Source organism: Frigidibacter sp. (assembly GCF_030695035.1).
Lineage (GTDB): Bacteria > Pseudomonadota > Alphaproteobacteria > Rhodobacterales > Rhodobacteraceae > Frigidibacter.
Genome location: NZ_JAUYTT010000008.1, coordinates 697,911 through 723,335, shown reverse-complemented (window position 1 = coordinate 723,335; position 25,425 = coordinate 697,911). Strand labels below are relative to the sequence as shown.

The 25,425-nt window shown below is 68.7% G+C and carries 25 protein-coding genes; 7 read left to right on the top strand and 18 right to left on the bottom strand.

The annotated features are described in order from the left end of the window. Positions 1 to 85: 85 nt before the first annotated feature. Genes Q8S30_RS07630 through coxB form a run of 3 tightly spaced genes read right to left on the bottom strand, consistent with a single transcriptional unit; the run spans position 86 to position 3,674 of the window. A complete protein-coding gene (locus Q8S30_RS07630) occupies positions 86 to 418 on the bottom strand; it encodes a hypothetical protein (RefSeq protein ID WP_305665414.1) in 333 nt (110 codons plus the stop codon). Further along, complete coding sequence (gene ctaD / locus Q8S30_RS07625) at positions 415 to 3,036, bottom strand: cytochrome c oxidase subunit I (protein ID WP_305665413.1); 2,622 nt, start codon at positions 3,034 to 3,036, stop codon at positions 415 to 417. Before ctaD ends, Q8S30_RS07630 begins: the two co-directional genes overlap by 4 nt. Further along, complete coding sequence (gene coxB, locus Q8S30_RS07620; RefSeq protein ID WP_305665412.1) at positions 3,033 to 3,674, bottom strand: cytochrome c oxidase subunit II; 642 nt, start codon at positions 3,672 to 3,674, stop codon at positions 3,033 to 3,035. The genes ctaD and coxB overlap by 4 nt, the downstream gene beginning before the upstream one ends. Before the next feature lie 144 nt (positions 3,675 to 3,818). Between coxB and Q8S30_RS07615 the strand changes: the two genes are divergently transcribed. After that, the gene (locus tag Q8S30_RS07615; protein WP_305665411.1) at positions 3,819 to 4,403 is read left to right on the top strand and encodes a DUF2231 domain-containing protein; all 585 of its coding nucleotides are present in this window, start codon (positions 3,819 to 3,821) and stop codon (positions 4,401 to 4,403) included. Here Q8S30_RS07615 and Q8S30_RS07610 read toward each other — a convergent pair. From Q8S30_RS07610 to Q8S30_RS07595, 4 genes are all read right to left on the bottom strand, one after another. Further along, on the bottom strand, positions 4,298 to 4,936 hold the full coding sequence (locus Q8S30_RS07610; protein WP_305665410.1) for a CopD family protein: 639 nt from the start codon (positions 4,934 to 4,936) through the stop codon (positions 4,298 to 4,300). The two genes, Q8S30_RS07615 and Q8S30_RS07610, sit on opposite strands and share 106 nt — an antisense overlap. Continuing rightward, positions 4,933 to 5,682 carry a cytochrome c oxidase assembly protein gene (locus Q8S30_RS07605; RefSeq protein ID WP_305665409.1) on the bottom strand — a complete coding sequence of 250 codons (750 nt, stop codon included), beginning with the start codon at positions 5,680 to 5,682 and terminating at the stop codon, positions 4,933 to 4,935. The genes Q8S30_RS07610 and Q8S30_RS07605 overlap by 4 nt, the downstream gene beginning before the upstream one ends. Then, on the bottom strand, positions 5,682 to 6,188 hold the full coding sequence (locus tag Q8S30_RS07600) for a PRC-barrel domain-containing protein (protein ID WP_305665408.1): 507 nt from the start codon (positions 6,186 to 6,188) through the stop codon (positions 5,682 to 5,684). The genes Q8S30_RS07605 and Q8S30_RS07600 overlap by 1 nt, the downstream gene beginning before the upstream one ends. A 176-nt stretch (positions 6,189 to 6,364) precedes the next feature. Next, positions 6,365 to 7,234 (bottom strand): helix-turn-helix domain-containing protein, encoded by an 870-nt coding sequence (locus Q8S30_RS07595; protein ID WP_305665407.1) that lies wholly within the window; start codon positions 7,232 to 7,234, stop codon positions 6,365 to 6,367. 204 nt (positions 7,235 to 7,438) lie between these two features. On the opposite strand from Q8S30_RS07595, the gene Q8S30_RS07590 reads away from it, so the two are divergent. Next, the gene (locus tag Q8S30_RS07590; protein WP_305665406.1) at positions 7,439 to 7,930 is read left to right on the top strand and encodes a hypothetical protein; all 492 of its coding nucleotides are present in this window, start codon (positions 7,439 to 7,441) and stop codon (positions 7,928 to 7,930) included. Positions 7,931 to 7,965: 35 nt separating this feature from the next. Here Q8S30_RS07590 and ilvN read toward each other — a convergent pair whose 3' ends face one another. The 7 genes from ilvN to Q8S30_RS07555 form a co-directional block, all read right to left on the bottom strand. Beyond that, positions 7,966 to 8,526, bottom strand: a complete 561-nt coding sequence (ilvN, locus tag Q8S30_RS07585) for an acetolactate synthase small subunit (RefSeq protein WP_305665405.1) — start codon at positions 8,524 to 8,526, stop codon at positions 7,966 to 7,968. Next, a complete protein-coding gene (locus Q8S30_RS07580; RefSeq protein WP_305665404.1) occupies positions 8,514 to 9,056 on the bottom strand; it encodes a hypothetical protein in 543 nt (180 codons plus the stop codon). The genes ilvN and Q8S30_RS07580 overlap by 13 nt, the downstream gene beginning before the upstream one ends. Next, positions 9,056 to 10,810, bottom strand: coding sequence for an acetolactate synthase 3 large subunit (locus Q8S30_RS07575; RefSeq protein WP_305665403.1), 1,755 nt, complete (start codon positions 10,808 to 10,810; stop codon positions 9,056 to 9,058). Before Q8S30_RS07575 ends, Q8S30_RS07580 begins: the two co-directional genes overlap by 1 nt. A 307-nt stretch (positions 10,811 to 11,117) precedes the next feature. Beyond that, positions 11,118 to 12,047, bottom strand: a complete 930-nt coding sequence (locus Q8S30_RS07570; RefSeq protein WP_305665402.1) for a calcium/sodium antiporter — start codon at positions 12,045 to 12,047, stop codon at positions 11,118 to 11,120. Positions 12,048 to 12,245: 198 nt separating this feature from the next. After that, entirely contained in the window at positions 12,246 to 13,082 is an 837-nt protein-coding gene (locus Q8S30_RS07565) for an arginyltransferase (protein ID WP_305665401.1), read from the bottom strand. A 173-nt stretch (positions 13,083 to 13,255) separates the two neighbouring features. Then, positions 13,256 to 13,729 (bottom strand): RDD family protein, encoded by a 474-nt coding sequence (locus tag Q8S30_RS07560; protein ID WP_305665400.1) that lies wholly within the window; start codon positions 13,727 to 13,729, stop codon positions 13,256 to 13,258. 119 nt (positions 13,730 to 13,848) lie between these two features. Then, positions 13,849 to 14,304, bottom strand: a complete 456-nt coding sequence (locus tag Q8S30_RS07555) for a DUF2852 domain-containing protein (RefSeq protein WP_305665399.1) — start codon at positions 14,302 to 14,304, stop codon at positions 13,849 to 13,851. Between the two features lie 318 nt (positions 14,305 to 14,622). Here Q8S30_RS07555 and Q8S30_RS07550 point away from each other — a divergent pair, with 318 nt between their 5' ends. Next, positions 14,623 to 17,403, top strand: coding sequence for a glutamine-synthetase adenylyltransferase (locus Q8S30_RS07550; RefSeq protein WP_305665398.1), 2,781 nt, complete (start codon positions 14,623 to 14,625; stop codon positions 17,401 to 17,403). Positions 17,404 to 17,406: 3 nt separating this feature from the next. Beyond that, the gene (locus Q8S30_RS07545; protein ID WP_305665397.1) at positions 17,407 to 17,679 is read left to right on the top strand and encodes a hypothetical protein; all 273 of its coding nucleotides are present in this window, start codon (positions 17,407 to 17,409) and stop codon (positions 17,677 to 17,679) included. A 1-nt stretch (position 17,680) separates the two neighbouring features. On the opposite strand, the gene Q8S30_RS07540 is transcribed toward Q8S30_RS07545, so the two are convergent. Continuing rightward, positions 17,681 to 17,983, bottom strand: a complete 303-nt coding sequence (locus tag Q8S30_RS07540) for a hypothetical protein (protein WP_305665396.1) — start codon at positions 17,981 to 17,983, stop codon at positions 17,681 to 17,683. 62 nt (positions 17,984 to 18,045) lie between these two features. Continuing rightward, entirely contained in the window at positions 18,046 to 18,666 is a 621-nt protein-coding gene (locus Q8S30_RS07535) for a thiamine phosphate synthase (protein ID WP_305665395.1), read from the bottom strand. 329 nt (positions 18,667 to 18,995) lie between these two features. Here Q8S30_RS07535 and Q8S30_RS07530 point away from each other — a divergent pair, with 329 nt between their 5' ends. Next, positions 18,996 to 19,778 (top strand): RNA methyltransferase, encoded by a 783-nt coding sequence (locus tag Q8S30_RS07530; protein WP_305665394.1) that lies wholly within the window; start codon positions 18,996 to 18,998, stop codon positions 19,776 to 19,778. Between the two features lie 373 nt (positions 19,779 to 20,151). Further along, positions 20,152 to 21,966, top strand: a complete 1,815-nt coding sequence (locus Q8S30_RS07525; RefSeq protein ID WP_305665393.1) for a histidine kinase N-terminal 7TM domain-containing protein — start codon at positions 20,152 to 20,154, stop codon at positions 21,964 to 21,966. Positions 21,967 to 22,008: 42 nt separating this feature from the next. Here Q8S30_RS07525 and Q8S30_RS07520 read toward each other — a convergent pair whose 3' ends face one another. Next, entirely contained in the window at positions 22,009 to 23,475 is a 1,467-nt protein-coding gene (locus tag Q8S30_RS07520) for a catalase (RefSeq protein WP_305665392.1), read from the bottom strand. 101 nt (positions 23,476 to 23,576) lie between these two features. Between Q8S30_RS07520 and Q8S30_RS07515 the strand changes: the two genes are divergently transcribed. Then, positions 23,577 to 24,539: a LysR substrate-binding domain-containing protein gene (locus tag Q8S30_RS07515; protein WP_305665391.1), complete on the top strand. Its 963-nt coding sequence runs from the start codon at positions 23,577 to 23,579 to the stop codon at positions 24,537 to 24,539. A 273-nt stretch (positions 24,540 to 24,812) separates the two neighbouring features. On the opposite strand, the gene Q8S30_RS07510 is transcribed toward Q8S30_RS07515, so the two are convergent. Beyond that, positions 24,813 to 25,361, bottom strand: coding sequence for a peroxiredoxin (locus Q8S30_RS07510; RefSeq protein WP_305665390.1), 549 nt, complete (start codon positions 25,359 to 25,361; stop codon positions 24,813 to 24,815). Positions 25,362 to 25,425 lie beyond the last annotated feature (64 nt).

Here is a 25,425-nt window from a genome sequence, read left to right as displayed (position 1 = left end):
GCAGCCGGCGCGGGTGTCGGGGGGGCGCGAGTGGTTTGATCCCAACGGCGCAGCGCCCGGGGAGTTCCGAATGGGCCCGATCCGGTCAGACGCAGAGCGGCAGGATGCCGACGACGGCGAAGTTGTAGACGGTCGCCACAGCCGCCGCCCCGGTCAGCAGCTGCGCGGTGGTCGCCAGCCGCGGCGCGAGCCCCGCGCCGCGGCGCAGCAGCCACAGGCCCGCCAGCGTCAGGGCAAAGCCTGTCACCGGCAGCAGCACCAGCACGATGCGCAGCGGGGCGATGCCGCCCGGGCCGGGGGTAAGGCCCCAGCCGGTCTCACACCCCGTCGCGTGGCCGGCATAGACGACGGTGAAGACCAGCGCCCAGAGGGTGAAGCCGCCGGCGATGGCGACGAGGATCCGGGTGCCCGCGTTCATGGCAGGGCCGCCAGTGCCAGCGCCTTGAGCGCAACCGGGAAGCCGAGCACCACGAGGCCCGCGGGCAGCAGCCCGGCTTGCCAGAGGCGCAGCAGGTCGATGTCGATCCGGCGGCGGGCCGAGACATGGCCGGTGCGCAGGCGGCGCAGCGCGTTGAAGGCCAGCACCGCACCGATGAAGGCGTGCAGCCCCAGCCAGACCATCACCGCCGCCAGCACCGCCTGCGCAGCGTGGTCCTGCAAGGGGGGCAGCGCGGCGATCATCCAGCCCATGGCCGCAAGTGTCGCAAGGTTTGCCGCCAGCGCCACCCCTAGCATCGGCGCCCCGCGCAGCACATCGCCCCGCACCGCCATTCGCGCGGCGATCCACCCAACCACCAGCGCCAATGCCGCGACTACTCCCGGCGCCATTGGCAACTCGGGCCACAGCGCAGGCGGCCAGCCCGGCGCCGAGATCGCCAGGAACAGCCCGCCGAACAACAGCGAGGCCAGCAGCGCGCCATCGGCCACCGCCACCACCCGCAGAGCAAGCACCGCCGGGGGCACCGGCGCCTCCGACGACAGCGGCAGCATCACACCCTCGCCCGCGGGCAGGTCGCCCCGGTCGGCATCGGCATGGGTGCCCACTGGCCAGCGCAGGAAGAGCGCGACCACGACCAGCGCGGCCACTATCGCCAGCGGATAGATCTTGAACAGCAGCGACAGGAACACAACGCCGGTCGCCATCGCCGTCCACAGCGGCAGGAAGGTCTGCTGCGGCAGCATCACGATCTGGTCGGGCTCGCCGCGGGCGACCGTCACGCCCGTCGTCTCCATCCAGCCATTGCGGGCTACGCCCAGAAAGCCCTCGCCCCGCGCCATCACCGGGGCCATCTTGCGCGGCTCCAGCCGGTCGGCGCGGATGTCGATCCGCGGGATCGCGGCGAAGTTGTAGGGCGGCGGCGGCAGGGTCGGCACCGCCCATTCCAGCGTCGCGGCCTGCCACGGGTCCGGCTCTGCCTTGCGGCCAAAGCGCAGGGTCAGCAGCAGGTCGATCACGATCACCGCAAAGCCGATGGCCATCACGAAGCTGGAGATGGAGGAGATGAGGTTCAGCCAATGCCACCCACTCTCGGCGCCGTAGGTATGCACCCGCCGCGGCATCCCCATCAGCCCGGTGATATGCATCAGGAAGAAGGTGCCGTTGAACCCGGCAAAAACCAGCCAGAACCCCAGCCGCGCCGCCGGCCCGTCATGCGCACGGCCAGAGATCAGCGGCAGCCAGTGATAGCCCGCCGCCAGCATCGGGAACAGGAAGCCGCCGATCAGCACGTAATGCAGATGCGCCACCACGAAATGCGTGTCATGCGCCTGCCAGTCGAAGGGCACGATGGCCAGCATCACCCCCGTCAGCCCGCCCATCACGAAGACGAAGAAGAAGCCGAACACATGCAGCATCGGGACCGAGGCCTTGGGCCGCGCCTCGGGGTCGGGCTTGCGCCGTCGCTGCGCCAGCGTGGCGATCCAGGCGAAGATCTGCACCGCGGTCGGCACCGCGACCAGCGTGCTCGCGGCCGAGAACAGCGCCAGCGACAGATGCGGCAGCCCGGTCGTGTACATGTGATGGACCCAGAGCCCGAAGGACAGGAACGCCATCGCCACCAGCGCCGCCACCACCGCGCGATACCCCGCCAAGGGCCGCCCGGCGAAGACCGGGACCAGCGTCGAGATGGCCCCCGCCGCCGGAAGGAAGATGATATAGACCTCGGGGTGCCCGAACAGCCAGAACAGGTGCTGCCACAGCAGCGGATCGCCGCCGCGCAAAGGGTCGAAGAACGGCAGGCCGAAGGCCCGCTCCGCCTCCAGCAGGATCGAGCCCAGGATCAGCGGCGGGAAGCCGACCAGCATCATCGCGGCCACCGTCAGCATGTACCAGGCAAACACCGGCATCTTGTCCAGCGACATGCCGGGCGCGCGCAGGATCAGGATCGTCACCATGATCTCGACCGCCGCCGAGATCGCCGAAATCTCGACGAAAGTCACCCCCAGCAGCCAGACATCGGCACCGATCCCGGGCGAGTAGGGCTTGGACGACAGCGGCGTATACATGAACCAGCCGCCATCGGGCGCGGCCCCGGCCAGCATCGCCACGATCAGCAGCGTGCCGCCGAAGAGATAGCACCAGTAGCCATAGGCCGAGAGCCGCGGGAACACCATGTCGCGCGCCCCCAGCATCTTCGGCAGCAGATACATCGCCAGCCCCTCGAACAGCGGGATGGCAAACAGGAACATCATCACCGTGCCATGCATGGTGAAGACCTGCGCATAAAGCCCCGGCTCCAGGAACCCGCTGTCGGGGGTGGCCAACTGTACCCGGATCAGCATCGCCAGAATGCCGCCGATGGTGAAGAACACCAGCGAGGTGATCATGAAGCGCACACCGACGACCGAGTGGTTCACCGCCGCGAAGCGTTGCCAGCCCGGCCCGGTGGCCCAGATCTTCCGAAGGCCCGCGTCGAGTGCCAGCGGGTCGGTCACGCCATCGCCCGGCGCTGCGGGCCGCGCAGGGGCGGGGCCGCGGTCTGCGCCCGGAAGCAGGCTCTCGACCGTTTCAGGTGTTCCGCTGGGGGCTTTGGTCATTCGGCTGGCTCCTGCGGTGCGGTGTCGCCAGCCAGCGCGGCGGCGAGGTCGGCTTCGGGATGGGCGATGACGTCGAAGGCCATGAAGCTGTGGCCAGTGCCGCAATACTCGCCGCACTGGCCGCCATAGCCGCCGGGGTCATCGGCGGTCAGCAGGATGCGGGTCTCGCGCCCGGGGATCGCGTCGATCTTGCCCCCCAGCCGCGGCACCCAGAAGGAATGGATCACGTCGGCGCTGCTGACCGTCACCTCGACCGTGCGCCCGGCAGGGATGTGCAACACGTCGATGGTCTCGGCCGCGCCGGGCTGGTCCGGGTAGCCGAAGCTCCAATGCCATTGCTGCGCATGGGCGGTCACCCGGAAAGGTTCGTCGCCCGTCCGCAGGATCGACTCCCCCAGCACCAGCGCGATCACCCCCAGCGGCAGCAAGATGGGCAGCGGCAGCACCAGCCCGCCCAGGATGATCCACCGCCGCGCCGGGATCTTCGCCGCCGCCTCGGGCCGCAGCAGCGCCCAGAGGTAGAGCCCCATCACCAGCGTGAACAGCACCGCCGCCGCGGCCAGCATCGACCACCACAGCAGCGCCACCGCCCGCGCCTGCGGGCCCGCCGGGTCCAGCGCCGACAGCGGCCCGGCCACCAACCCCTCGCACCCCGCCAGCAGCAGAGGGCACAGCAGCAGGGCAGGGCGCGTCAGCCGGGGGAACCGTCCGCCCCGCCCGCTCGTTGCTGTTCCAGCAACGCCCCCCCCCTCGGAAGACCGCCGTGAAGGAGCCCCCAGCCGATGCCGGACCCCAAGACGCCAAGCGCCGACCGCAGCGAAGACCCGTTCACCGATCTTCTGGCCTCCGCCGACAGCGCCTCGATGGTGGCGCTTGCCGGGCATCCCTTGCATGCAATGATGGTGCATTTCCCGATCGTCCTCGGCTTTGCCACGCTCGCCGCCGACCTGTTCTTCTGGTGGGGGGGCGACCCGTTCTGGGCGCGCGCCGCGGTCTGGGCCGTGGGCGTCGCCTTCATTGCCGGGGTTGCTGCCGGGCTCGTGGGCCTCGCAGAACTGCTGCTCGTGCGCGGTATCCGCCTGCGCGGCAGCGGTTGGGCGCATGGGGTGGCGGCGGTCATGCTGATTTCCGTCCTCGGGGCGAATTGGGGCCTGCGCCTGACCCGGCCCGAGGATGTGCTGCCGCTGGGGCTCGCGCTGTCGGGACTCGGCGCGGTGCTGGTCGGCTTTGCCGGCTGGCATGGGGGCAAACTCATCTATCATCATGGGGTTGGTCTCGTCGGGGAGGAAGAGGAGCCGGGGGATGAAAACTCGCCCGAGGCCGAGGAGGCCGAGCCGGTGAAGTCCACTGACACTCCCGCGCCCTGAGCGTCCACCGGCGCCAGCGCCGGGAACACATCCTCCAGCCAATTCCCCAGACCGCCAGGGCTGAACAGGTCCGCGCCGGGCCCGACTGGAAGCGGCAAGTCTGGCTTGGCCAGCACCAGCGTCAAGGTGCCCGCCGCCAGCAGCGACGTGGCGACGAAGGCAAAGGCGCCAAGGCCATAGCGGGGAGGCTGCTCTTCCTTGAACAGCTCGACGATCCGGCTGGCGGCGAAGACATGGATCATCGCCAGCCCCGCCACCAGCAGCAGCTTGGCGCCGAACCACGGCACATAAACCTGGCGCAGGAAGATCAGCGCTGTGCCGCTCGCGATGGCGATGATCGCGGCGGGGGAGAGCACGGCGGTGTAAAGGAACCGCGCCCGCCGGTGCATCCGGTGCAGGGCGGGGCCGGCGGGATGGTCGGCCCGCTCCCCCAGCAGCGCGGGGAACAGCAAGAGGCCGCCGACCCAGACTCCAAGGAACAAGATATGAACGGCCTTGAGGATCGTGGTCAGCCCGGGCAGGTCGTCGCTCATGCGCTCGCCGTCCCGTCCTGCGCCTTCGGATCAGCCTTGAACAGCGACAGCACCTGCCACAGCGCGGCCCCGGCATAGGCCGGCGTCGCCAGCACCGCCATCGCGATTCCGGCCAGCTGCTGGTCGGTCAGCGGGCTGATGCCCCAAGGCCCGGTGGTGGACAGATGCACCAGAAACAGCGGCGCACCCGCAAACAGCAGCAGCCCGCCCAGAAGCCCCATCTGCGCCATCGTCGCCACGGCCGCCGCCACCGGCGCCGCAGGCCCCTCGCGCCGGTCCAGCAGCCCGCGCCACAGCCAGACGGCCGAGGCCAGCAGGCTGACCTCCATCACCCAATAGGCAATGTCCGAGGACAGTGCCCAAGCGTAAGGCCCCGGCGCGTGCCAGACCCAGGTCAGCACCGTATGCACCAGCGCGGCAATGCCCACGCCAGCCCGTCCGCGGGCGGGAAAGGCCAGCGCCAGCAGCGGCGCCGCCAGCGCGATCAGCAGCAGGTGGTGCAAGACCCGGGCCGAAAACAGCGCCGAGGCCAGCGCGCAGATTGGCGAGACGAAGGCGAGCGCCAGCACCGCAAATCCCGCAAGCGCCAGACGTTGCCGGGCAGGCGCCTCGCGCAGTGCAAAGCCGGAGGCCGCCGCGCCCGCCAACAGCAGCGCGACCAGCACCGGGTCGAGGTTCCACGCGCCCCACAGATCGGAGGGCACCGGCGCGGGGCCGCAATAAGGCGTATAGGCCGCAGGTTCCATCAGGGGGCCTCCACGCTGGGGACGGGCGCCGGCCCGCTGAGCCCCAGCGTCGCCGGGTTGGCCGGGTCATAGGCGGGGACGGAGCGCAGCTGCGCCTCGGTCCAGGGCAGGCGGATGCTGAGGGCGCCCTCCTTGGAAGGGCTGATTTGCAGTTCCGAAAAGGGCACCGCAACCGCATGGCGGCCGACGCCCATGACGCCCCCAAGAGCCAGCACCACATGGCTGATCTTGCCGGAGCCATCTGGCAGCAGCACGAAATCGGTGATCGACCCAAGCGACACGCCGCCCGCATCCTCGACCTGCGCGCGGCGCAGGGCCTCGGTGCTCAGCGCCGCCGCGCCCCGGGCGGGGGCAGCTTCGGGGACTGCGGGAGCCCGAGCTGTGGCCGCAGCCGCAGCCGCCGGCGCAGCAGAGCCCGTCAGAGCCTCCGGCGCCGCCACCTGCGCCAGCGCGGCGCCGCCCCCCAGCATCACCAGCGCCGCGATCCTCAGCTGCCATCGGGTCATCGTCGGTCCTCTCGCAGGGCAGGGCAGACCCGCGGCGGCGGGGTCGGCAGCGCTTCGGGATGCGCAGCCAGACGCACCCCGTCGGGGCAGGTCTGGCGGGCACTCTGCCGGCCCAACGCGGCGCGCGCCAAATGGTTCGCCTCAATCGTCCGCTGCCGCCGATTTATCGCGGCCCGTCAGCCGACGCTGTCCGCCATCAAGATGCCTCGCAGCAGATCAGGCAGCATCTCGGGCCGGTGATAACCGCGGCCCCGCGCCGCCTCCAGCCGCGGGCCCATCGCATCGGGCAGCCGTTCCAACAGCAGCGGTGCCACCCGCAGCAGCCCGTCGGCGCGGTCGCGGGTCAGCACCGAGAACCCCGGATACAGCGTCGCCACCCCGGCATGACCCGAGCGCAGGAAGCTCAGCCGCAGGATCCGGCTGCCGGGCACCGCGCAAATCAGCGTCACCCCGTCCTCGGCCTGCAAGAACACCCCGTGATGCGGCACCAGCCTGCGGCGGCGGCCACTGTCGCGCGGCCCCGGTAGCACCGGGTTGGGCAGCATCGGCTCGCTGGCGCGGAACAGCGTCGCCCCACCCGCGCGCCAGACCCGGCAGATCGTGCTCAGCGCCAGGTCCGGCTGCGCAAAGGACCGCCGCCAGAAGCGGTAGAGCCCGTCCGGCAGCATCCCCTGTGTCACCGCCACATCGCGCCCCGCCATCGCGGTACCAAGCGCGGCGAGTGCGGCCGCCAGCGGCGTCGCCGGGGCAGGGCCTGGGCGCTGCGCCTCCAGAGGCTCCAGCAAGATCCGGGCATCGACGCGGAAATGCGCGCAGATCCGGTGCAGGATGTCGGGGCGCGGAAAGGCCTCGCCCTGCAGGTAGCGGTTGAATTGGCTGCGGTTGATGCCAAGCCGGCGGCAGAGGTCGGCCACGGTCGGCTCGCCCGCCACCAGCTGGCGTAGGTTATGCCCGAACATGGCGCGCAGATGCTGCGGGGTGGGGGTGACACCGGCACCGCTCGTCGTGCGCGAGGAGGTTGCAGGGGCTGCGATACGGTCCTGCATCACAGGACTCCTCTGGCTCTGGGCGGCAGCGGCCCCCCGTCGCACCTGAACCGGCAGGATTGACGCGGGTCCGCATCACATTTTAGTCTAAACCGCATCAAGGGCAAATTCCAGCGCCGCGAATTCGGATATCTGCAACCGGAACTATTCCAGCGCCGCGAACCGCCCCGGGCTACAAGCAGATGTTGGGGTAACGAGGCTGTGATGCTGGGTGTTGTCGTCTGGTCGAAGGAATCCACGCAGGCCGCCGTGGTCTGGTGCGAGGATCATGGCGATATCGCCTATCTCAAGGGCTATGACGGCCTTGCCGAAGCGCCCGATTACCTGTCGCCGGATCCCGCCCCGCCGCGCTGGCCCGCGGTCGGCGATCTTGTGACCCTGGACACGGCCGTTGCCGGCGGGCTGCGACTGGTGCGCAACCTGTCGATTCTCGAGGCTGACTGGGGCCCGGCGCTGCCCGCCTCGCTGAAGGGGGCGGCACTGGGTGTGGCGGGCGAAGGCGCGCCCGATCCCCGTCCCGCATGGCGCCCGACCACCCCCGCCTTCCCGCCCGCGCCCTTCGCGCCGGTTCCGCCCGGGCAGGGGATGATGAAGCCCGTGCCGGCCGAGCCTTTGCCCGCATCGCCGGTCGCACTCGATCAGGGCCCGGCCGTCACCGAGATGCAGCCCAGGTGGCGCCGCAGCGGCCTTGCCTGAGCAGGCCGCCGCGCCCCACCTTAAATGCCCGTGCCTCAGATGCCCCGCGACAGCGCCGCGACGCCGGTGCGCGCCACATCCACCAGCCCCAGCGGCCGCATCAGGTCGGCAAAGGCGTCAATCTTTTCCACGGTGCCGGTGATCTCGAACACGAAGCTTTCCAGCGTCGAATCCACCACATTGGCGCGGAAGATATCGGCCAGCCGCAGCGCCTCGACCCGGCGATCCCCGGTGCCGGCGACCTTGAACAGCGCCAGCTCCCGCTCCACCGCCGGGCCCTCGACCGTCAGGTCATGCACCTCATGCACGGGCACCAGCCGGCCAAGCTGCGCCTTGATCTGCTCGATCACCCCCGGCGTGCCCCGCGTCACCACCGTGATGCGGCTGCGATGGCCCTTGTGGTCCACCTCGGCTACCGTGAGGCTGTCGATATTGTAGCCCCGCCCCGAGAACAGGCCGATGACCCGGGCCAGCACCCCCGCCTCGTTATCGACCATCACCGCCAGCGTATGCGTCTCGACGATCTCGGCATGGGGATCGCGCAGCTCATAGGCGGAATGGCTGGTGGACCCTTGCTTGATGTTCAGTGCGGACATGGCAATCCCTCGTTTGTTGTCTCGTGGCGGCCAAACAGCCTGTCGGCCAAAGCCTGAATGTTGTCGATCCGCTCAAAGCGGCTGCGGGAAAGGCTGCGCAATCCCGGGCGAATGGCCTTGATGCCCTCGGCGTTGCCCTTGGTATGCTTGACGGCGCGCTCCCCAAGGTCGGGCAGCATCCCGCCGGGCTCGGCGGCGCCGAAGAACAAGAAGTGGTCCAGGCTCAGGTCCGCCTCATCGAACCGAAGCCAGATGATGCACCCGCCGGGCTTTGCGGCGAGCGCGACATTGACGCTTTGGCTGGCGGCCCTCGCGCCGATATAGCTCGACTTGAGCTGCACGAAGCGAAGGGCGCCCCCGGTATCAAGGACCAGATCATAGCCCGACTGATCGGTGTGAGAGCGCAGGATATCCAGCGGACAGCCCCGTTTCCACATTTCCTGACACAGGGCACCCAGCAGAACGTATTCCAGCGACTGCTCGCGCTGGCTCGACATGAGCCAGTGACGGCTCATGTCGGGGTCCTGCATCACACCAGCACCGCGCCGCCAGCCTGAATCGCCCCCTCAACCCCGGCATCGCCCATCAGCATCTCGTTATGGGCCTTGCCGCTGGGGATCATCGGGTAGCAATTCTCGTGCTTCTCGACGAGGCAATCGAAGATCACCGGGCCGTCATAGGCCAGCATCTCCATGATCGCATCGTCCAGCAGCGCGGGGTCCGAGCAGCGGATGCCCTTGCAGCCGAAGGCCTCGGCCAGCTTCACGAAATCGGGCAGGCTCTCGCTCCAGCTTTGCGAATAGCGCTCGCCATGCAGCAGTTGCTGCCATTGCCGCACCATGCCCAGCCGTTCGTTGTTCAGGATGAACTGCTTGACCGGGGCGCGGAACTGCACCGCTGTGCCCATTTCCTGCATGTTCATCAGCCACGACGCCTCACCCGCGACGTTGACCACCAGCGCCTCCGGATGCGCGATCTGCACGCCGATGGAGGCCGGCAGGCCATAGCCCATGGTCCCGAGCCCGCCGGAGGTCATCCAGCGGTTCGGCGCATCAAAGTTCAGGAACTGCGCCGCCCACATCTGGTGCTGGCCCACTTCGGTGGTGATGTAGCGGTCCTGGCCCTTGGTCAGCGCCTCCAGCCGTTCCAGCGCATATTGCGGCTTGATGGTGGTGGTGGAGCCCTTGTAGGACAGGCATTTCTTCAGCTTCCACTGCTCGATCTGGCCCCACCATTTGGCAAGGCCGTCCTTGTTGACCTTGCGGCCGCGCGCCTTCCAGACCTTCAGCAGGTCTTCCAGCACATGGCCGATATCGCCGACGATGGGCAGATCGACCCGCACCACCTTGTTGATCGAGGAGGGGTCGATATCGACATGCGCCTTGATGGAGCGCGGGCTGAAATCGGCGATCCGCCCGGTGATGCGGTCGTCGAAGCGCGCGCCAAGGTTGATCATCAGGTCGCAGCCATGCATGGCGAGGTTGGCCTCATAGAGGCCATGCATCCCCAGCATCCCCAGCCAGCCCTTGCCGCTGGCAGGATAGGCGCCAAGCCCCATCAGGGTCGAGGTGACGGGAAAGCCCGTGCCATCCGCCAACTCGCGCAGCAGCTGGCTGGCGCCGGGGCCGGAGTTGATAACGCCGCCGCCGGTGTAGAACACCGGGCGCTCGGCCTGTTCGATCAGCTCCACCAGCTTGGTGATCGCCTCGATATCGCCCTTCACCTTCGGCTGGTAATGCGACACCCGCGCCTGCTTCGGCCCGGCATAGGTGCCGGTGGCGAATTGCACGTCCTTGGGGATGTCGATCAGCACCGGGCCGGGGCGGCCCGCCATGGCAATGTGGAAGGCCTGATGCAGCGTTTCCGCCAGTTTGTCGGTATCCTTCACCAGCCAGTTATGCTTGGTGCAGGGCCGGGTGATGCCGACCGTGTCGGCCTCCTGGAAGCCGTCGGTGCCGATCATGAAGGTCGGGACTTGGCCCGTCAGCACCACCAGCGGGATCGAGTCCATCAGCGCATCGGTCAGCCCGGTCACGGCATTCGTGGCCCCGGGGCCCGAGGTCACCAGCACCACGCCCGGCTTGCCGGTCGACCGCGCATAGCCCTCGGCCATGTGCACGGCGCCCTGTTCGTGGCGCACGAGGATGTGGCGGATGTCGTTCTGCTGGAAGATCTCGTCATAGATCGGCAGCACCGCGCCGCCCGGATACCCGAACACCACATCGACGCCCTGATCCTTCAGCGCCTGAACCACCATCCTCGCGCCGGTCATCTGCCGTTGCATCGCCCGTCTCCTGCCAAAATCCGCAACAAAAAGCCCCCGTGTCGGCGGGGGCGCATGGGGAACCATTATGGTCAACCGTTACCGGCCCATGCGCCTGTTCCTTACGAGTACGAGAATCCGTGCCATCTGCCCGGGGCCCTTTGCGTTGCCTTCGGCGGTATCATTAGGAGGGGGCGGAAGGGGCGTCAACCCCGAGAATTGCACATAATGTGTCGCGGATGCCGCATCCGGCATTCCATTTCTTGCGCGCAATGCTGAATGGCCGACATATTGACGAAATCCGGCGCCACAAAGCGCCGGACCCGCCTCAGATCACCGCCATCGCCGCGATGTATCCGACATAGACCAGCAGCAGCCCGGTCCCCGCCGGCCGCCCCAGCCGGCCCCATTTCCACGAGATGAAGGCCAGCCCCGCCGCCGCCACAAAAGCGAGCCCCATGTCGATCCCGGCAAAGCGCGGCTCGACCGGGATCGGCGCGATGATGGCGGTCATTCCGAGGATGCCGAGGATGTTGAAGATGTTCGACCCGACCACGTTGCCGACCGCGATATCCGCCTGCTTGCGCATCGCCGCCACCACCGAGGTTGCAAGCTCGGGCAGCGAGGTACCGATGGCGACGATGGTCAGGCCGATCACCGCTTCGGAAATGCCGAAGGCGCGGGCAAGCTCGGTCGCGGCATCGATCAGCAGCCGGGCCGAGATCATCAGCACGGCCAGCCCCGCCACCGCGATCAGCACCGACCGCCACAGGGGGGGCAGCGCGACGCTCGCCGTCGCGTCCGTCTCCTCCTCCTCGGCCGTGCCGCTGCGCAGCGCCGCCCAGAGGAAAGCCACGAGGCCAGCGAACAGGATGAACCCCTCGATCCGGCCCAGATAGCCGCCAAGGATCATCCCCCATAGCACCAGCGTCGCCGCCAGCATCACCGCCAGATCGCGGCGCAGCGGTCCGAAGGCGACAGAGATCGGCGCGATCACCGCCGCAACGCCAAGGATCAGCAGGATATTGGCAATGTTCGATCCGACGACATTGCCCATCGCAATTGCCGGGGTGCCGCCAAGTGCGGCCTGCACCGAGACCAGAAGCTCGGGCATCGAGGTGCCAAAGCCCACCACCGTCAGGCCGATCACCAGCGGTGACAGGCCGAACTTGCGGGCGATACCCACGGCGCCCCGCACCAGAAATTCGCCACCGACAAACAGCCCCACAAGGCCGATCACAAGAAAAAGGTAAGTCACAGAATGGGTTCCCGGTGCGATTTCCTGCCCTAAAATGGGGCACCGGCCGGGGGATTCAAGCGCGGCCTGCGCAAATTGCCGCATCCCGGCGCGATTTCGCAGATGCGTTGCGGGCGCGCCGCGCAGCAGCTTGCGAGTGCGCTAACCGCGCAGGATTGGAGTTGTGCGCTAACCGCGCAGGATGACTATAGATGTGCGCTAACCGCGCACGGGCTTGGTATCGGGCAGCGAGATCCGCGCCACCTGCTCGGCAATCGGGTCCACCGACAGCGGATGCGTCTCGGAGCTATGCGCGCAAGGATCGCCGATCGGCTGCCAGGTGCCAGCCTTGTAGATCTCCAGCGCCGAGAAGTTGGCCTTGTAGCCCATCTTGCGGCTGCCCGGCACCCAATAGCCCAGATAGACGTAGGGCAGGCTGACCTGCCGGGCCAGCGCCACATGGTCGAGGATGATATAGGTGCCAAGGCTGTCATCGATCCGCGCCGGATCGTAAAAGCTGTAGACCATGCTCAACCCGTCATCGAGGACATCGGTCAGGCAGACTGCCGTCAGCGGCCGCTTGCGGCTGCCAACTGCGGGAGTGGTCGAATACTCAATGACGCGCGTCTTGACCGGAGTCTCCTCGATCATCGCGGCGAATTCGAAGATGTCCATGTCGGCCATGCCGCCATCGGCGTGGCGGCTGTCCAGATAGCGGCGGAACAGGGTATACTGATCCTCGGTCGCCCAGGGGCTGGTCGCCTCGCGCTTGAGGTCATCATTGCGGCGCAGCACCCGGCGCTGCGTGCGGCTGGGGGTGAAATCCGCCACCCGGATGCGCGCCGACATGCAGGCCGAGCAATCGGCGCAAGAGGGGCGGTAAAGCACGTTCTGCGACCGCCGGAAGCCCTGCTTGGACAGCGCATCATTCAACCGGCCCGCGCCCTCGCCCTGCAGCGCGGTGAACAGTTTGCGCTCTGCCCGGCCCTCCAGATAGGGGCAGGTCTGCGGTGCCGTCACGTAGAACTGCGGCGCGATGGGCAGAGTGTGGCGCATGGTCGGGCAACAGCTCTCGAAAGGCAGGACGGCAGCGGGGTGCGGGCGGGAAGGGCTTGCAGATGCGGCAACGTTACCGCGCCGTTACAGATCCGCCAAGCACGATTCGTGACGCAGCCCCCGGGCAGCATTGCGCCGTCCGGAGGCTGCGTTTGCCCGCAGTGATGTCGGCGTCAGGCGGCGCGGTTGATCGCCGTCGTGCCCAGAACCACGTCGGTCAGGCCCTGTCCGCGCGGCAGCGTCAGCATCATCCCGGCCGACAGAAGCTGCGGCAGCATCGTCGCCGAGGTCAGGATGAACCCCAGCGTGTGCACCAGCGCGAGGCCGCTATCCAGCTTTTGCCCGGCGCGGGTGCGCAGCTCGATCCCCATCAGCCGCATCCCCCAGGTCGAGGAGCCATTGGCGATGGTCGACCAGCGATAGATCAGATCCAGCGTGAAATAGAGCAGCGGCAGGAAGAACAGCGCCGTGAAGGCAGTGAAGGGCACCACGATGGCGGTGAGGATGGCGACCATCACGAAATCGACCAGCCAGGCGACCAGCCGCTTGAACGGCACGCCGGCATAAAAGCCGGGCTGGATGTCGGGATCGGGCAGGCCCCAAAGCCTGTCGCGGTCTTCGAATTGGGGGGAATATGGGTCTGTCATGCGGGGCATATGGGAACTCCGGGGCAGGGTGCAAAGGGCAGGGCAGAAAATCGGGGCGAGTGCCGCCCCGATGTCGTCATCGTGGCCCTGCGGCCAGAGCCTCGAGGTCAGGCCCGGTCTCAGGTCCGGTCTTCGCCCGACTGCGGTACAGGCGCGGTCTGCGGCTGCGAGGCTTCGCGGGCCCGCTCGGTCATGTACTGGTCGAACTCGGACTTGTCCTTGCTCTCGCGCAGGCGGCGCAGGAAGGATTCGAACTCTTCTTGCTCGCGCTCCAGCCGGGCCAGGGTGTCCGACTTGTAGGCGTCGAAGGCGGTGTTGCCCGAGGTGCCGAAGCGCTGGCCGCGTCCCATGCCCATGCCGCGGGTGAAGTCATTGCCGCCACGGCGGCGCGAAGAACAGGTTCCGAACATGCGTTTGCTCCAGATCATATAGGCGAGGATGGCGAGGCCGAGCGGCCAGACGAAGATGAAGGACAGCACCATGAGCGCGATCCAGGCACCTTTGCCACGGTCATCAAGCCAGGCTTCGGCGCGGCCCAGCCAGGATTGGCGGGGAAATGTGTCAGTATGGGTCATCGTGTCCTCCGGGTTGGGCGGTGTGTCTCGTTGATGTGAATGTCTTTCACATTATGGGATATGGCCCCGGGGAATTGGCGTTCAAGGGGTGATGTAAAGGAAATTCACATTGAGAGAAAATCAGGGGTTTGGCCGCCGATCTTCACAGTTTGGATGAAGATCGCGCCGTATCTTCTTGATATCGAACGCAGTGCCCGCTGCCAGCGGCGGGGGGCCGTCTGCCCCCCGCACCCCCCGAGGATATTTTTGCCAAAACGAATGGGAAGAGTGCGGTTGCGCGGACGTTGACCCTGCCGCTTTGCCCGGTAGGGTGGCGCGATGACCCATGCCCCTTTCGCCGCAAGGCTGACCCGCTGCCCGATCCCCTTCGACGCCGCCCGCGGCGCGGATGCTGCGGCGCGCTTCGCCGCGCTGGCACCGGAGCTGCGGGCCTTGCTGGACGGTGCGGCGGGGTGCAGCCCCTATCTGTGCGGGTTGATGGCGCGCGAGGCGGAGTGGCTGGAGGGCGCGCTGGCGGGCGCGCCGGAGCCGGCTCTGGCGTCGGTTCTGGGCGGCTTGGAGCCGGGGCCCGGTCTGCCGATCGCGCTGCGCATCGCCAAGCGGCGGGTGGCGCTGCTGGCGGGGCTCGCGGATCTGGGCGGGGTCTGGCCGCTGGAGGCGGTGACCGGCGCGCTGACGGCGCTGGCGGACCGGGCGGTGGACCTGTCGCTGAAGGCGCTGGTGGCCGAAGAGATCCGCCGTGGCAAGCTGCCGGGTGCGGGGCCCGAGGATGCCGAGACGGCAGGCGGCATGGTCGCGCTGGCCATGGGCAAGATGGGGGCGGGGGAGCTGAACTATTCCTCGGATATCGACCTCATTTGCCTGTTTGATGAGGAGCGCTACGACGCTGCCGACTACCACGAGGCCCGCGCCTGTTTCATCCGGGTGGCGCGCAAGATGACCGCCTGGATCGGCGACAATACCGGCGAGGGCTATGTCTTCCGCACCGATCTGCGCCTGCGCCCCGATGCCAGCGTGACGCCCGTCTGCATCGGCATGGAGGCGGCGGAGCAATATTACGAGGCGCAGGGCCGCACCTGGGAGCGCGCCGCCTATATCAAGGCGCGGGCCTGCGGCGGGGACATTGCGGCGGGCGAGCGGTTCCTGAAGCGGCTGGTGCCCTTTGTCTGGCGCAAGCATCTGGATTTCGCCGCCATCCAGGATGCCCATGACATGCGGCTGAAGATCCGCGACCACAAGGGCCTGCACGGGCCGGTGGTGCTGGAAGGCCATGACATGAAGCTTGGGGTGGGCGGCATCCGCGAGATCGAGTTCTTCACCCAGACCCGCCAGCTGATCGCCGGCGGGCGCGACCCGGACCTGCGGGGGCGCACGACGGTGGGCGGGCTCGCGGCGCTGGCGGCGAAGGGCTGGGTGCCGCCCGAGGTGGCGGGCGAGTTGACGACGCTCTACCGCGCCCACCGGGAGGTGGAGCACCGCTTGCAGATGGCCGCCGATGCCCAGACCCATGCGCTGCCCTCCAGCGCCGAGGGGTTCGAGCGGCTGGCGCGGATGATGGGCGAGGCCGACACGGACGTCATGCGCGCGGGCCTGCGCACCCGGCTGGAGCGGGTGGCGGCGCTGACCGAGGAGTTCTTTGCCCCCGGCGAGACGACCGGCGAGATGCCCGACCTGCCCGATGCCTCGCGCACCATCGTCGACGGCTGGCGCGGCTACCCGGCGCTGCGATCGGCCCGCGCGGCCGAGATCTTCCGGCGGGTGAAGCCGGGCATCCTGCGCGGGCTGCTGCGCGCTGCGAACCCGGAGGAGGCGCTGCGCCAGTTCGACGGCTTCCTGCGCGGCCTGCCGGCGGGGGTGCAGCTGTTCTCGCTGTTCGACGCGAACCCGCAGCTGGTGGAGCTGATCGTGGATATCTGTGCCACCGCTCCGGGCCTCGCGCGGCACCTGTCGCGGCATTCCTCGGTCTTCGACGCAGTGATCGGGGGGGATTTCTTCGCGCCCTGGCCGGGGGCGGCGCCGCTCCGCGCGGCGCTGGCCGCGCAGCTGGCAGCGCTGCCGGATTATGAGGCCAAGCTGAATGCTGCGCGGCGATGGGCACGGGAATGGCATTTCCGCATTGGCGTGCATCACCTGCGCGGGCTGGTCGACGCGGCCGAGGCGGGGCGGATGTATGCCGACCTCGCCAGCGCCTGCGTCGGCGCGGTCTGGGAGCCCTGCTGCGCCGAGTTCGCCGCCAAGCACGGCCCGATGCCGGGGCGCGGCGCGGTGGTGCTGGGGATGGGCAGCCTGGGGGCAGAGCGGCTGAACGCGGCCTCGGACCTCGACCTGATCGTGATCTATGACGATGCGGGCGTGGAGGCATCGGAGGGCAAGCGGCCCTTGCCGACGCGCACCTATTACGCGCGCCTGACCCAGGCGCTGGTCACCGCGCTGTCTGCGCCCACGGCCGAGGGGCGGCTCTACGAGGTGGACATGCGCCTGCGCCCCTCGGGTAAGCAGGGCCCGGTGGCGACGGCGCTGGAGCGGTTCCGCAGCTATCAGATGGGCGAGGCCTGGACCTGGGAGCATCTGGCGCTGACCCGGGCGCGGGCCATTGCAGGGGAGGCTGGGCTGGCGGCCGAGGTGGAGGCGCTGCGCCGCGAGGTGCTGGAGGCGAAGTCGGGGGGCGAGACGGTGCTGGCCGATGTCGCCGACATGCGGCGGCGGATCTTTGCGGCCAAGGCCCCCGATGGCGTGTGGGAAGCGAAGATCGGCCCGGGCCGGCTGCAGGATATCGAGCTGCTGGCCGAGTCCTGTGCCCTGCGCTCTGCCGACCCCGCGCGGCGGGTCGAGGCGCAGCTGCGCGCCGGCCTGCGCAGCGGCTGCCTGGGCAAGCCCGAGGAGGCGGCGCTGCAGGAGGCCTACCGCTTCTTGTGGCGGCTGCAGGCGGGGGGGCGGCTGCTGACCGACCGGCCGCTGGACATGGAGCAGATCGGCGAGGGCGCGCGCGCCTTCCTGCTGCGCGAGACCGGAATGGCGGATCTGGCCGCGCTGGCGTCGCGGCTGGACGCGGCGACGGAGCGCGTGGCGGCCATTGTGGACCGGGTGCTGGAGGGGTGAGGGATGGATCTGGACCGGGCGGACCCGAAAGGGCTGGTGCGCGAGAGCTACGCGATCGAAGGCATCACGCCGGGGGAATGCCGGTCGATCTTCCTCGACTGGGCGCTGAGCCTTGCTGCGGGGGTCGAGGTGGCCGGCGCGATCCGGGCGCTGCTGGCGCAGTATGGCGAGGCTGTGCCGGAGCATCCGATGACGGGGGTGCTGCGCGATGGCCTGACGGGGGGCGAGCCACCGCAGCGTAGGGGGGGGCGGGCCGGGAGGGTCGAGAGGGGCTGAGTCAGCGGGCCGTGCGGCGCACCAGCCAGAGGTGGGCCAGATGGCTGGCGATGAGGGCCAGCGCCATGAGGGCGGTCAGTGGTGGCGGGGCGCCAGCGCGCAGCGCCGCCAGCAGGACGATGACGGCGATGGGTGGTACGAAGGCCAGGGCCAGCCGCCGCGGGGCGGTCCATGTGACTTGCCCGGTCAGGCCCCATTGCATCGGCAGCCGGGTGAGGTGCTGGAAGCGCCGGTTCGCGGCCAGCGAGATCGTGGCGATCAGGACGAGGGCCGCGAGGGAGATGGCGAACGAGGTAGGGTGCATCGGCGGCTCCGCTGAGAACTGCCGACAGTCTGCCGCGGCGGGAGGGCTCTGTCGAGCGCCCCTTACCCCATCGCTGCCATAAGCCGGGTCAGCGCGGCGGCCGGGTCCTCGGCGGTCCAGATCTCTTCGCCGATGCCGAAGAAATCGGTGATGGGTGTCAGGTCGCGGATCAGCTCTTCGGTCAGCGCGCCTTCGGCGACCACCGGGATCTCGATCACCTCGGACCACCAGGCCAGCAGCTCGGGATCGACGCTGTCGCCGGTGCCAAGCGGGGTGGCGCGGGCCGGGCCGAAGGCGATGTAATCGGCCCCCGCCTCGCCGGCGTTCAGCCCCTCATGCCGCGAGGTGCCGCAGAAGGCGCCGACGATGGCCTCCTGCCCCAGCTCCTTGCGGGCATGGCGCACGGTGCGGGCGCCGTCGATGAGGTGCACCCCGTCCAGCCCCAACCGCGGCACCAGCATCACATGCGTCTCGATCACGATCGGCACGTCGCGCTCATGCGCCACCATCCGGCAGGCATCGGCGGCGCGCAGCAGTGCGTCCTCGTCACGCGTGGCGAGCGAGAGCCGCAGGCAGGCGACCTCTGCCGCGTCCAGCACCCGGGCGAGCCGGTCCGGGAACACCGCGGCATCGAAGGCGGGCGGCGTGACGAGATAGATCTGCGGGCGGTCTTCGGCGGCCATGGTCTGTCCTTGCGTGGGGCGGCGCGCGCGGCGCGTCTGACGGCCCCCTTAGCGCAGTTTCGCGTGAATGGCTACGGGCACGGAGGTGGCCGGCGCCGGGGGTTTTCCACCCCCGGACCCCCGGAGGATATTTGCGCCAAAACGAATAAGAGCGGCACCGTTCTTGTATTCGTTTTGGTCCAAATATCCTCGGGGGGTGAATTGGCGCGGAACGCGCCAAGAGGGGGGCAGACGGCCCCCCTTCTTTTGCGGCCCAGAAAGCCGGGCGGGGTTCCTTGAACTGCCGGGCGCAGCAGCGTATCAGGCCGCAGCCTGAAGGAATGCCGCCCATGACCCCCGATCTGCCCTCCGCCCCCCCCGAAAACGCCGCCGGCACCGATCCGGCGCTGCAGCCGGTCTTCGTGCTGGTGCGCCCGCAGATGGGCGAGAATATCGGGGCCGCCGCCCGGGCGATGCTGAATTTCGGGCTGGAGCGGCTGCGGCTGGTGGATCCGCGCGATGGCTGGCCGAACCCGCGGGCGGTGGCGATGGCCTCGGGCGCGGCGGGGCGGGTGCTGGATCATGCGGGGGTGTTCCCGGATGTGGCGGGGGCGGTGGGCGATTGCGACTATGTTTTTGCCACCACTGCGCGCGACCGGGAATTGACGCGGCCCGTGGTGACCGCGGAACGCGCGATGGAGCAGGCACGCGCGATGGCCGCCGAGGGGCGGCGGGTCGCGGTGCTGTTCGGGCCGGAGCGCACGGGGCTCGAGAATGACGATGTGGTGCGGGCCAATGCGCTGATCTCGATTCCGGTCAATCCCGGCTTCCCCTCGCTGAACCTTGGCCAGGCGGTACTGCTGACCGCCTATGAATGGCGCCGGCAGACGGTGGCGGTGCCGGCGGAGCGCATGGAGTTCGGGCGCAGCGAATATGCGACGCGGATCGAGGTCGAGAAGCTGGCCGATCACTATGAGGCAGAGCTGGACGCGGCGGGCTTCTTCTTCCCCGAAACCAAGGCCGCGGGGATGAAGCTGAACCTGCGCGCGCTCTGGGGCCGGATGACCCTGACGCGCGCCGAGGTGCAGACTTTCCACGGGATGCTGCGGCAGATCTTGCGGCGGCGCGGGTGACGCTGCCCGCGGTCAGGAGGCCGGGCAGCCGTTCGATCCGCAGCCAGTGCGCGCGCAGGTGGCTATTATGGCCGATCCGCCGGGCTGCACAACCTGCTGTTGCATGGAGACCACGGTTGGATAGACTGGCGCGGTTGCGCAAGGTATGGCGGGCGAGCACCGGTCTGGGAGGTGCATCCTGCACGCACCTGCACCCGATTGCATTTTGACGCGGTGTTTTGCAGGGTTGGGGCGGGCTGTTCCGCTGTTTTTTTGAATCGGTTTTCACCCGAAAGGTGATCCTCTTGTTGGCCAGTCCATGCCTCCCGGGCAAACCCTCGCCGTCGTCTTTGGGGTATGCCGTGCCTGCCGGCCCGGTGCCGGGGTGGGCGCCATGACCAGCTGTCTTGATCTCCTTGACCCCGATCTGCCGGTCTCGTTCACCGCCGCGATGCTGGTCGGGGTCTTGCTGGTCACGCTGCGGGTCTGGCAGATCCACCGCTTTCCCGGCCGGCCGGCCTTCCTGATCAGCCTGTGCGCCATGCTGTGGTGGCTGTTCACCTCGATGATGGAGCTGTCGGTGCAGGGGCAGGGCTGCAAGATGCTCTGGGCACAGCTGGCCTGGCCCGGCATCGTGCTGGTGCCCACCGCCTGGACGCTGTTTTTGCTCGACTACGCGCTTGGCTGGCGCCCCCGCTGGCTGTGGCCGCTGGCGTTGATCGGCGGGCCGCTGGCGGTGACCCTGCTGGCGCTGAGCAATGGCTGGCACGGCGCCTTCTATGGCCCTGCGACGCAACTGGCCCAGATCGACGGGCGCCCCTCGGTGATCTATGACCACGGGCCGCTGTTCTTCGTCTCGGCCTTCTATGTCTATGCCTTCATGGTGGCCTCGATCGTGGTGGTGGTGCTGGCGATCCTGCGCGCGCCCTGGAGCTTTCGGGGCTTCCTGATCGCGCTTCTGGTGATCACGCTGGTGCCGGTTGTGGGCAACCTTGCCTATGTGCTGTTCGGCTTCACGGTCTTCGGCTTTGATCCGACGCCGTTCAGCTTTGCCTTCGTGCTCGTGGTGTTCGGCTGGATGCTGGTCAACAACCGGCTGATGGACATCAACCTGATCGCCCGGGACATGCTGTTCTACAAGGCGGCCGATCCGGTGCTGATCGTCGATGCCGAGGGCCGGATCGAAGCGGTGAACCCCGAGGCGCGGCGGGTGTTCGGGGCCGAACTTCCGCAGCCTGGCCAGCCCCTTGCCGGGCTGCCCGACCTTGAGCCGCTGCTGGCGCGGCTGCGCGGCGGCGGGCAACTGCAGGAGGAGGCGCCGATCCTGCGCGGCGGGCGCAGCTTTGATCCGCGGGCCGCTGCGCTGCATCGCCCGATCCGGACGGGGCGGTCTGCACTTGGCTGGGTGATCTCGCTGGTCGATATCACCGCGCAGGAGCAGGAGGCAGCGGCGCTGCGGCTGGCGGCGGAAAACGCGCGCGCGGCGGCGCTGGCCAAGTCGCAGTTCCTGGCGGTGGTCAGCCATGAGCTGCGCACGCCGCTGACCTCGATCAAGGGCGCGCTGGACCTTCTCAACAACTCGGTCACCGGCGAGCTGCCCGAGGCGACGCGGCGGATCGTGCAGATAGCCGCCAACAACAGCAAGCGCCTGACCACGCTGATCGAGGATCTGCTGGACCTGCAGCAGATCGAGCAGGGCACGCTGACGGTGACGCGCCAGCGCATCGACATGGGCCATCTGGTGCAAGATGCCGTGGTAGAAGCCGCCGATCTGGCCCGCAGTCTGGATGTGACGCTGACCCTGGCAGAGCCGGCGGAGCCGGTGATGGTGGACGGCGATCCGCGTCGGCTGATGCAGGTAATGGGGAACGTGCTGTCCAACGCCTGCAAGTTCTCGGGCAATGGCGCGCGGGTCGAGGTGTCGGTTCTGCGCGAGCAGGGGCGGGTGCGGGTGCTGGTCAAGGATAGCGGCCCGGGCATCCCCGAGGGCGCGCAGGACACGGTGTTCGGCCAGTTCTCGCAGCTCGACAGTTCGGGCACGCGGCGCGTCGGCGGCTCGGGCCTCGGGCTGCATATCGCGCGGTGGATCCTCGATCAGCATGGCGGGCGCATCAGCTATGACAGCGTGCTGGGTGAGGGGACGACGTTTTTTATCGACCTGCCGCTGGCGCCGCAATCTGTGCGGATAGCGCAGGCGGTATCGGCCTGACTTTGGATTGCCCGCCCGGGGTCGCCGGGCGGGCAGGGGTCTTCACTCGGCGGCGGCTGCCATGCTGCCGCGGGCGGCCAGCGCGGCGCGGATGCCTGCCGCATAAGCCGGCGAGATCCGCTCGAAATGCATCAGCGCGCGTTCGATGATCCCGGCGGGCACCCCGTCCATCGAGCCGGCGATATTGGCGTAGAGCCGGCCGCGCTCTGCCTCGCTCAGCACCTCGTCATGCAGGGCGCGGGGCTGGGTGTAATCGTCGATCTGCTGCTCATGCGCCTGACGTGTGGCCATGCCCGACAGCTTCAGCGGCGGTTCGGCGAAAGTCGGGTCCTCGATGGCACCGCCGACACTGTTGGGCTCGTAGAACGCATCCCCCGCGCCGCTGCGCAGGCCGATGAAGTTCATGTTGCCGGCGGCGTGGTAGTGGTGGACCGGGCATTTGGGCTGGTTCACCGGCAGCGCCTCGTAATGCGTGCCAAGGCGGTAGCGATGCGCATCGGCATAGCTGAAGACGCGCGCCTGCAGCATCTTGTCGGGGCTGTAGCCGATGCCCGGCACCTTGTTCGACGGGCTGAAGGCGGCCTGTTCGATCTCGGCGAAGTAGTTGTCGGCGTTGCGGTTCAGCTCCATCACGCCGACCTCGATCAGCGGATAGTCCGAATGCGGCCAGACCTTGGTGAGGTCGAACGGGTCATAGGCGGTGGTTTCGGCCTCCGCCTCGGGCATCACCTGCACGAACAGCGTCCAGCGCGGGAAATTGCCCGCCTCGATGCCGCCGAAGAGGGCCTCCTGATAGCCCTCGCGGGTCTGGCCGATGATGGCCGCGCCCTCTTCGTTGGACAGGGTCTTGATGCCCTGCTGGGTCTTGAAGTGGAACTTCACCCAGAAGCGCTCGCCATCCCGGTTCCAGAAGGAATAGGTGTGGCTGCCATAGCCGTTCATGTGCATGGGATCGATGGGCAGGCCGCGGTCCGACATCAGGATGCTGACCTGATGCAGCGATTCCGGCACCAGGCTCCAGAAATCCCACATCGCGGTGGGGCTGCGCAGGTTGGTGCGCGGATGGCGTTTCTGGGTGTGGATGAAGTCGGGGAATTTCAGCGGGTCGCGGACGAAGAACACCGGGGTGTTGTTGCCGACGAGGTCCCAGTTGCCTTCCTCCGTGTAGAACTTGAGGGCAAAGCCGCGCACGTCGCGTTCGTGGTCGGCAGCCCCGGCCTCGCCTGCGACGGTGGAGAAGCGGGCCAGCATCTCGGTCTGCTTGCCGACCTCGCCGAAGATCGCGGCGCGGGTGAAGCGGGTGATGTCATGGGTGACGGTGAAGGTGCCGAAGGCGCCCCAGCCCTTGGCGTGCACGACCCGCTCCGGAATGCGCTCGCGGTTCTGGTGGGCCAGCTTCTCCAGCAGCTGGTAGTCCTGCATCAGCACCGGGCCGCGCGGGCCTGCGGTCTCGCTGTTCTGGTTGTTGGCGACGGGGGCGCCGGCGGTGGTCGTCAGTCGCTGGGTCATGGGTGTTATCCTCTCCCTTGGCTTTTCGGTTGAGCGAACTATGCGGGCCGGGCGGGATAATGGGAAATTGCATTTTCTTGGGTTTCTGATAAGGATATCTGATGCCAGTCACCCTCCGCCAACTCAGCTACCTGACCGCCCTTGCCGAAGAGGCGCATTTCGGCCGGGCTGCGGCGCGGGTGCATGTGACGCAACCGGCGCTGTCGATGCAGATCCGTGAGCTGGAGGGTGCGCTTGGCCTGACACTGGTGGACCGGCTGCCGCGCGGGGTACGGCTGACGCGGGCGGGGCATGAGGTGCTGGCGCGGGCCGGGCGGATTCTGGCGGAAGTGCGCGAGATGGAATCGGCCGCCCGGCGCGGCGCGCTTGGCGGGGTGGTGACGCTGGGGGTGATCCCGACGCTGGCGCCCTATCTGGTGCCGCCGGCGCTGGCCGCCCTGCGTGGTGCGGTGGACATGCCGCAGGACCTGCGGCTGCGCGAGGCGGAAACCGAAACGCTGCTGCGCGAACTGTCGGATGGCACGCTGGATGCGGCGGTGATCGCCACCGATCCCGGGCCGGGGATGATCGACCTGCCGCTGTTCGAGGACCGCTTCCTGCTCGCCGGCACCGCCGCTAGGCTGGCGGCACTGGCCGGGCAGGCCGAGGCGCTGCGGCCGGTCTCGCTCGACCCAGACCAGCTGCTGCTGCTGGATGAAGGGCACTGCCTCGCCGATCAGGCGCTGGAGGTCTGCGCGCTGGACCGGCGGCGAATGGGGGGCGGCCCGGGCTCAGGAAGGGCGCGAATCGACCTGGGGGCCTCGTCACTGGCCACGCTCTGCGGGCTGGTGGCGGCGGGGATGGGGCTGACCTTCGTGCCGGAGGCGGCGGCGCGGGCCGAATCCGCCGCCGCGCCGCAGATGGCGCTGATGCGCTTCGCCGTGCCGGAACCGTCGCGGCAGGTGCGGCTGGTGCGCCGCGCCGCGATTGGCGAGGAGCCCTGGGTGCCGGCGCTGGCGCGGCTGCTGGCGGGGGCCGGGGCGGGGCTGCTGGCGGAGGCGCAGCGGCTGGTGCCGCGGGTGTGAGGGGCGCTCAGTTCAGGCGGAAAGAGGCGAGGCACTGCCTCGCCCCGCCCGTGCGAGACGGATGCACCCGGAGCCATCGGCAACACAAGACCGGGGGAGGCCAGCGCCCGACCTGGCGGGCGAGAAGCGCCCGCCAGGGGCGGGGCGGGCGCTGGCCGGGCCCTTTGGGGGCCCGTCCGGTAACAGTGGAGACGGCACCGCGTGGCGAAGGCGATGGCCTTCGCCAAATCGACGTGAGCAGCAACGGTGTTTGTGTCCCCTCGGCGGAACCCCTTACGCCGCCCGCTCTTGCGCCGCATCCCGCAGCCAGGTCAGCACCGACTCCGGGCTCGACACGCCGTAAGGATCCTCGCCGTGGTTATCGCACAGGCCCGGTTCCTCGAACCATGCCTCGACCCGGCCATCGTTGATCACCGCGGCATAACGCCAGCTGCGCAGCCCGAAGCCGAGGTTGTCCTTGCGCACCAGCATCCCCACGCGGCGGGTGAACTCGCCCGAACCGTCCGGGATCACCTGCACATTGGCGAGGCCCTGGGCCTTGGCCCATTGGTTCATCACGAAGGCATCGTTCACCGACAGGCAATAGATCGCATCGATCCCCTGCGCCTGGAAATCGGCAAAGCCCTTCTCGAAGCCCGGCAGTTGGAAGGTCGAGCAGGTGGGGGTAAAGGCGCCCGGCAGGGCAAACAGCACCGCGCGTTTGCCGCCGAAATAGTCGGCCGTGGTCAGCTCTTCCCAGCGATAGGGATTGGCGCCGCCGATTGACTCGTCGCGCACGCGGGTGCGGAAGGTGACATCGGGAAGCTTGGCTCCGGGTTGCATCGGGTCTCTCCTGTTTGCATGTGATGGTGCAGGCGCCGGCTGGCGCCGCAATCCTCCCCTTAGA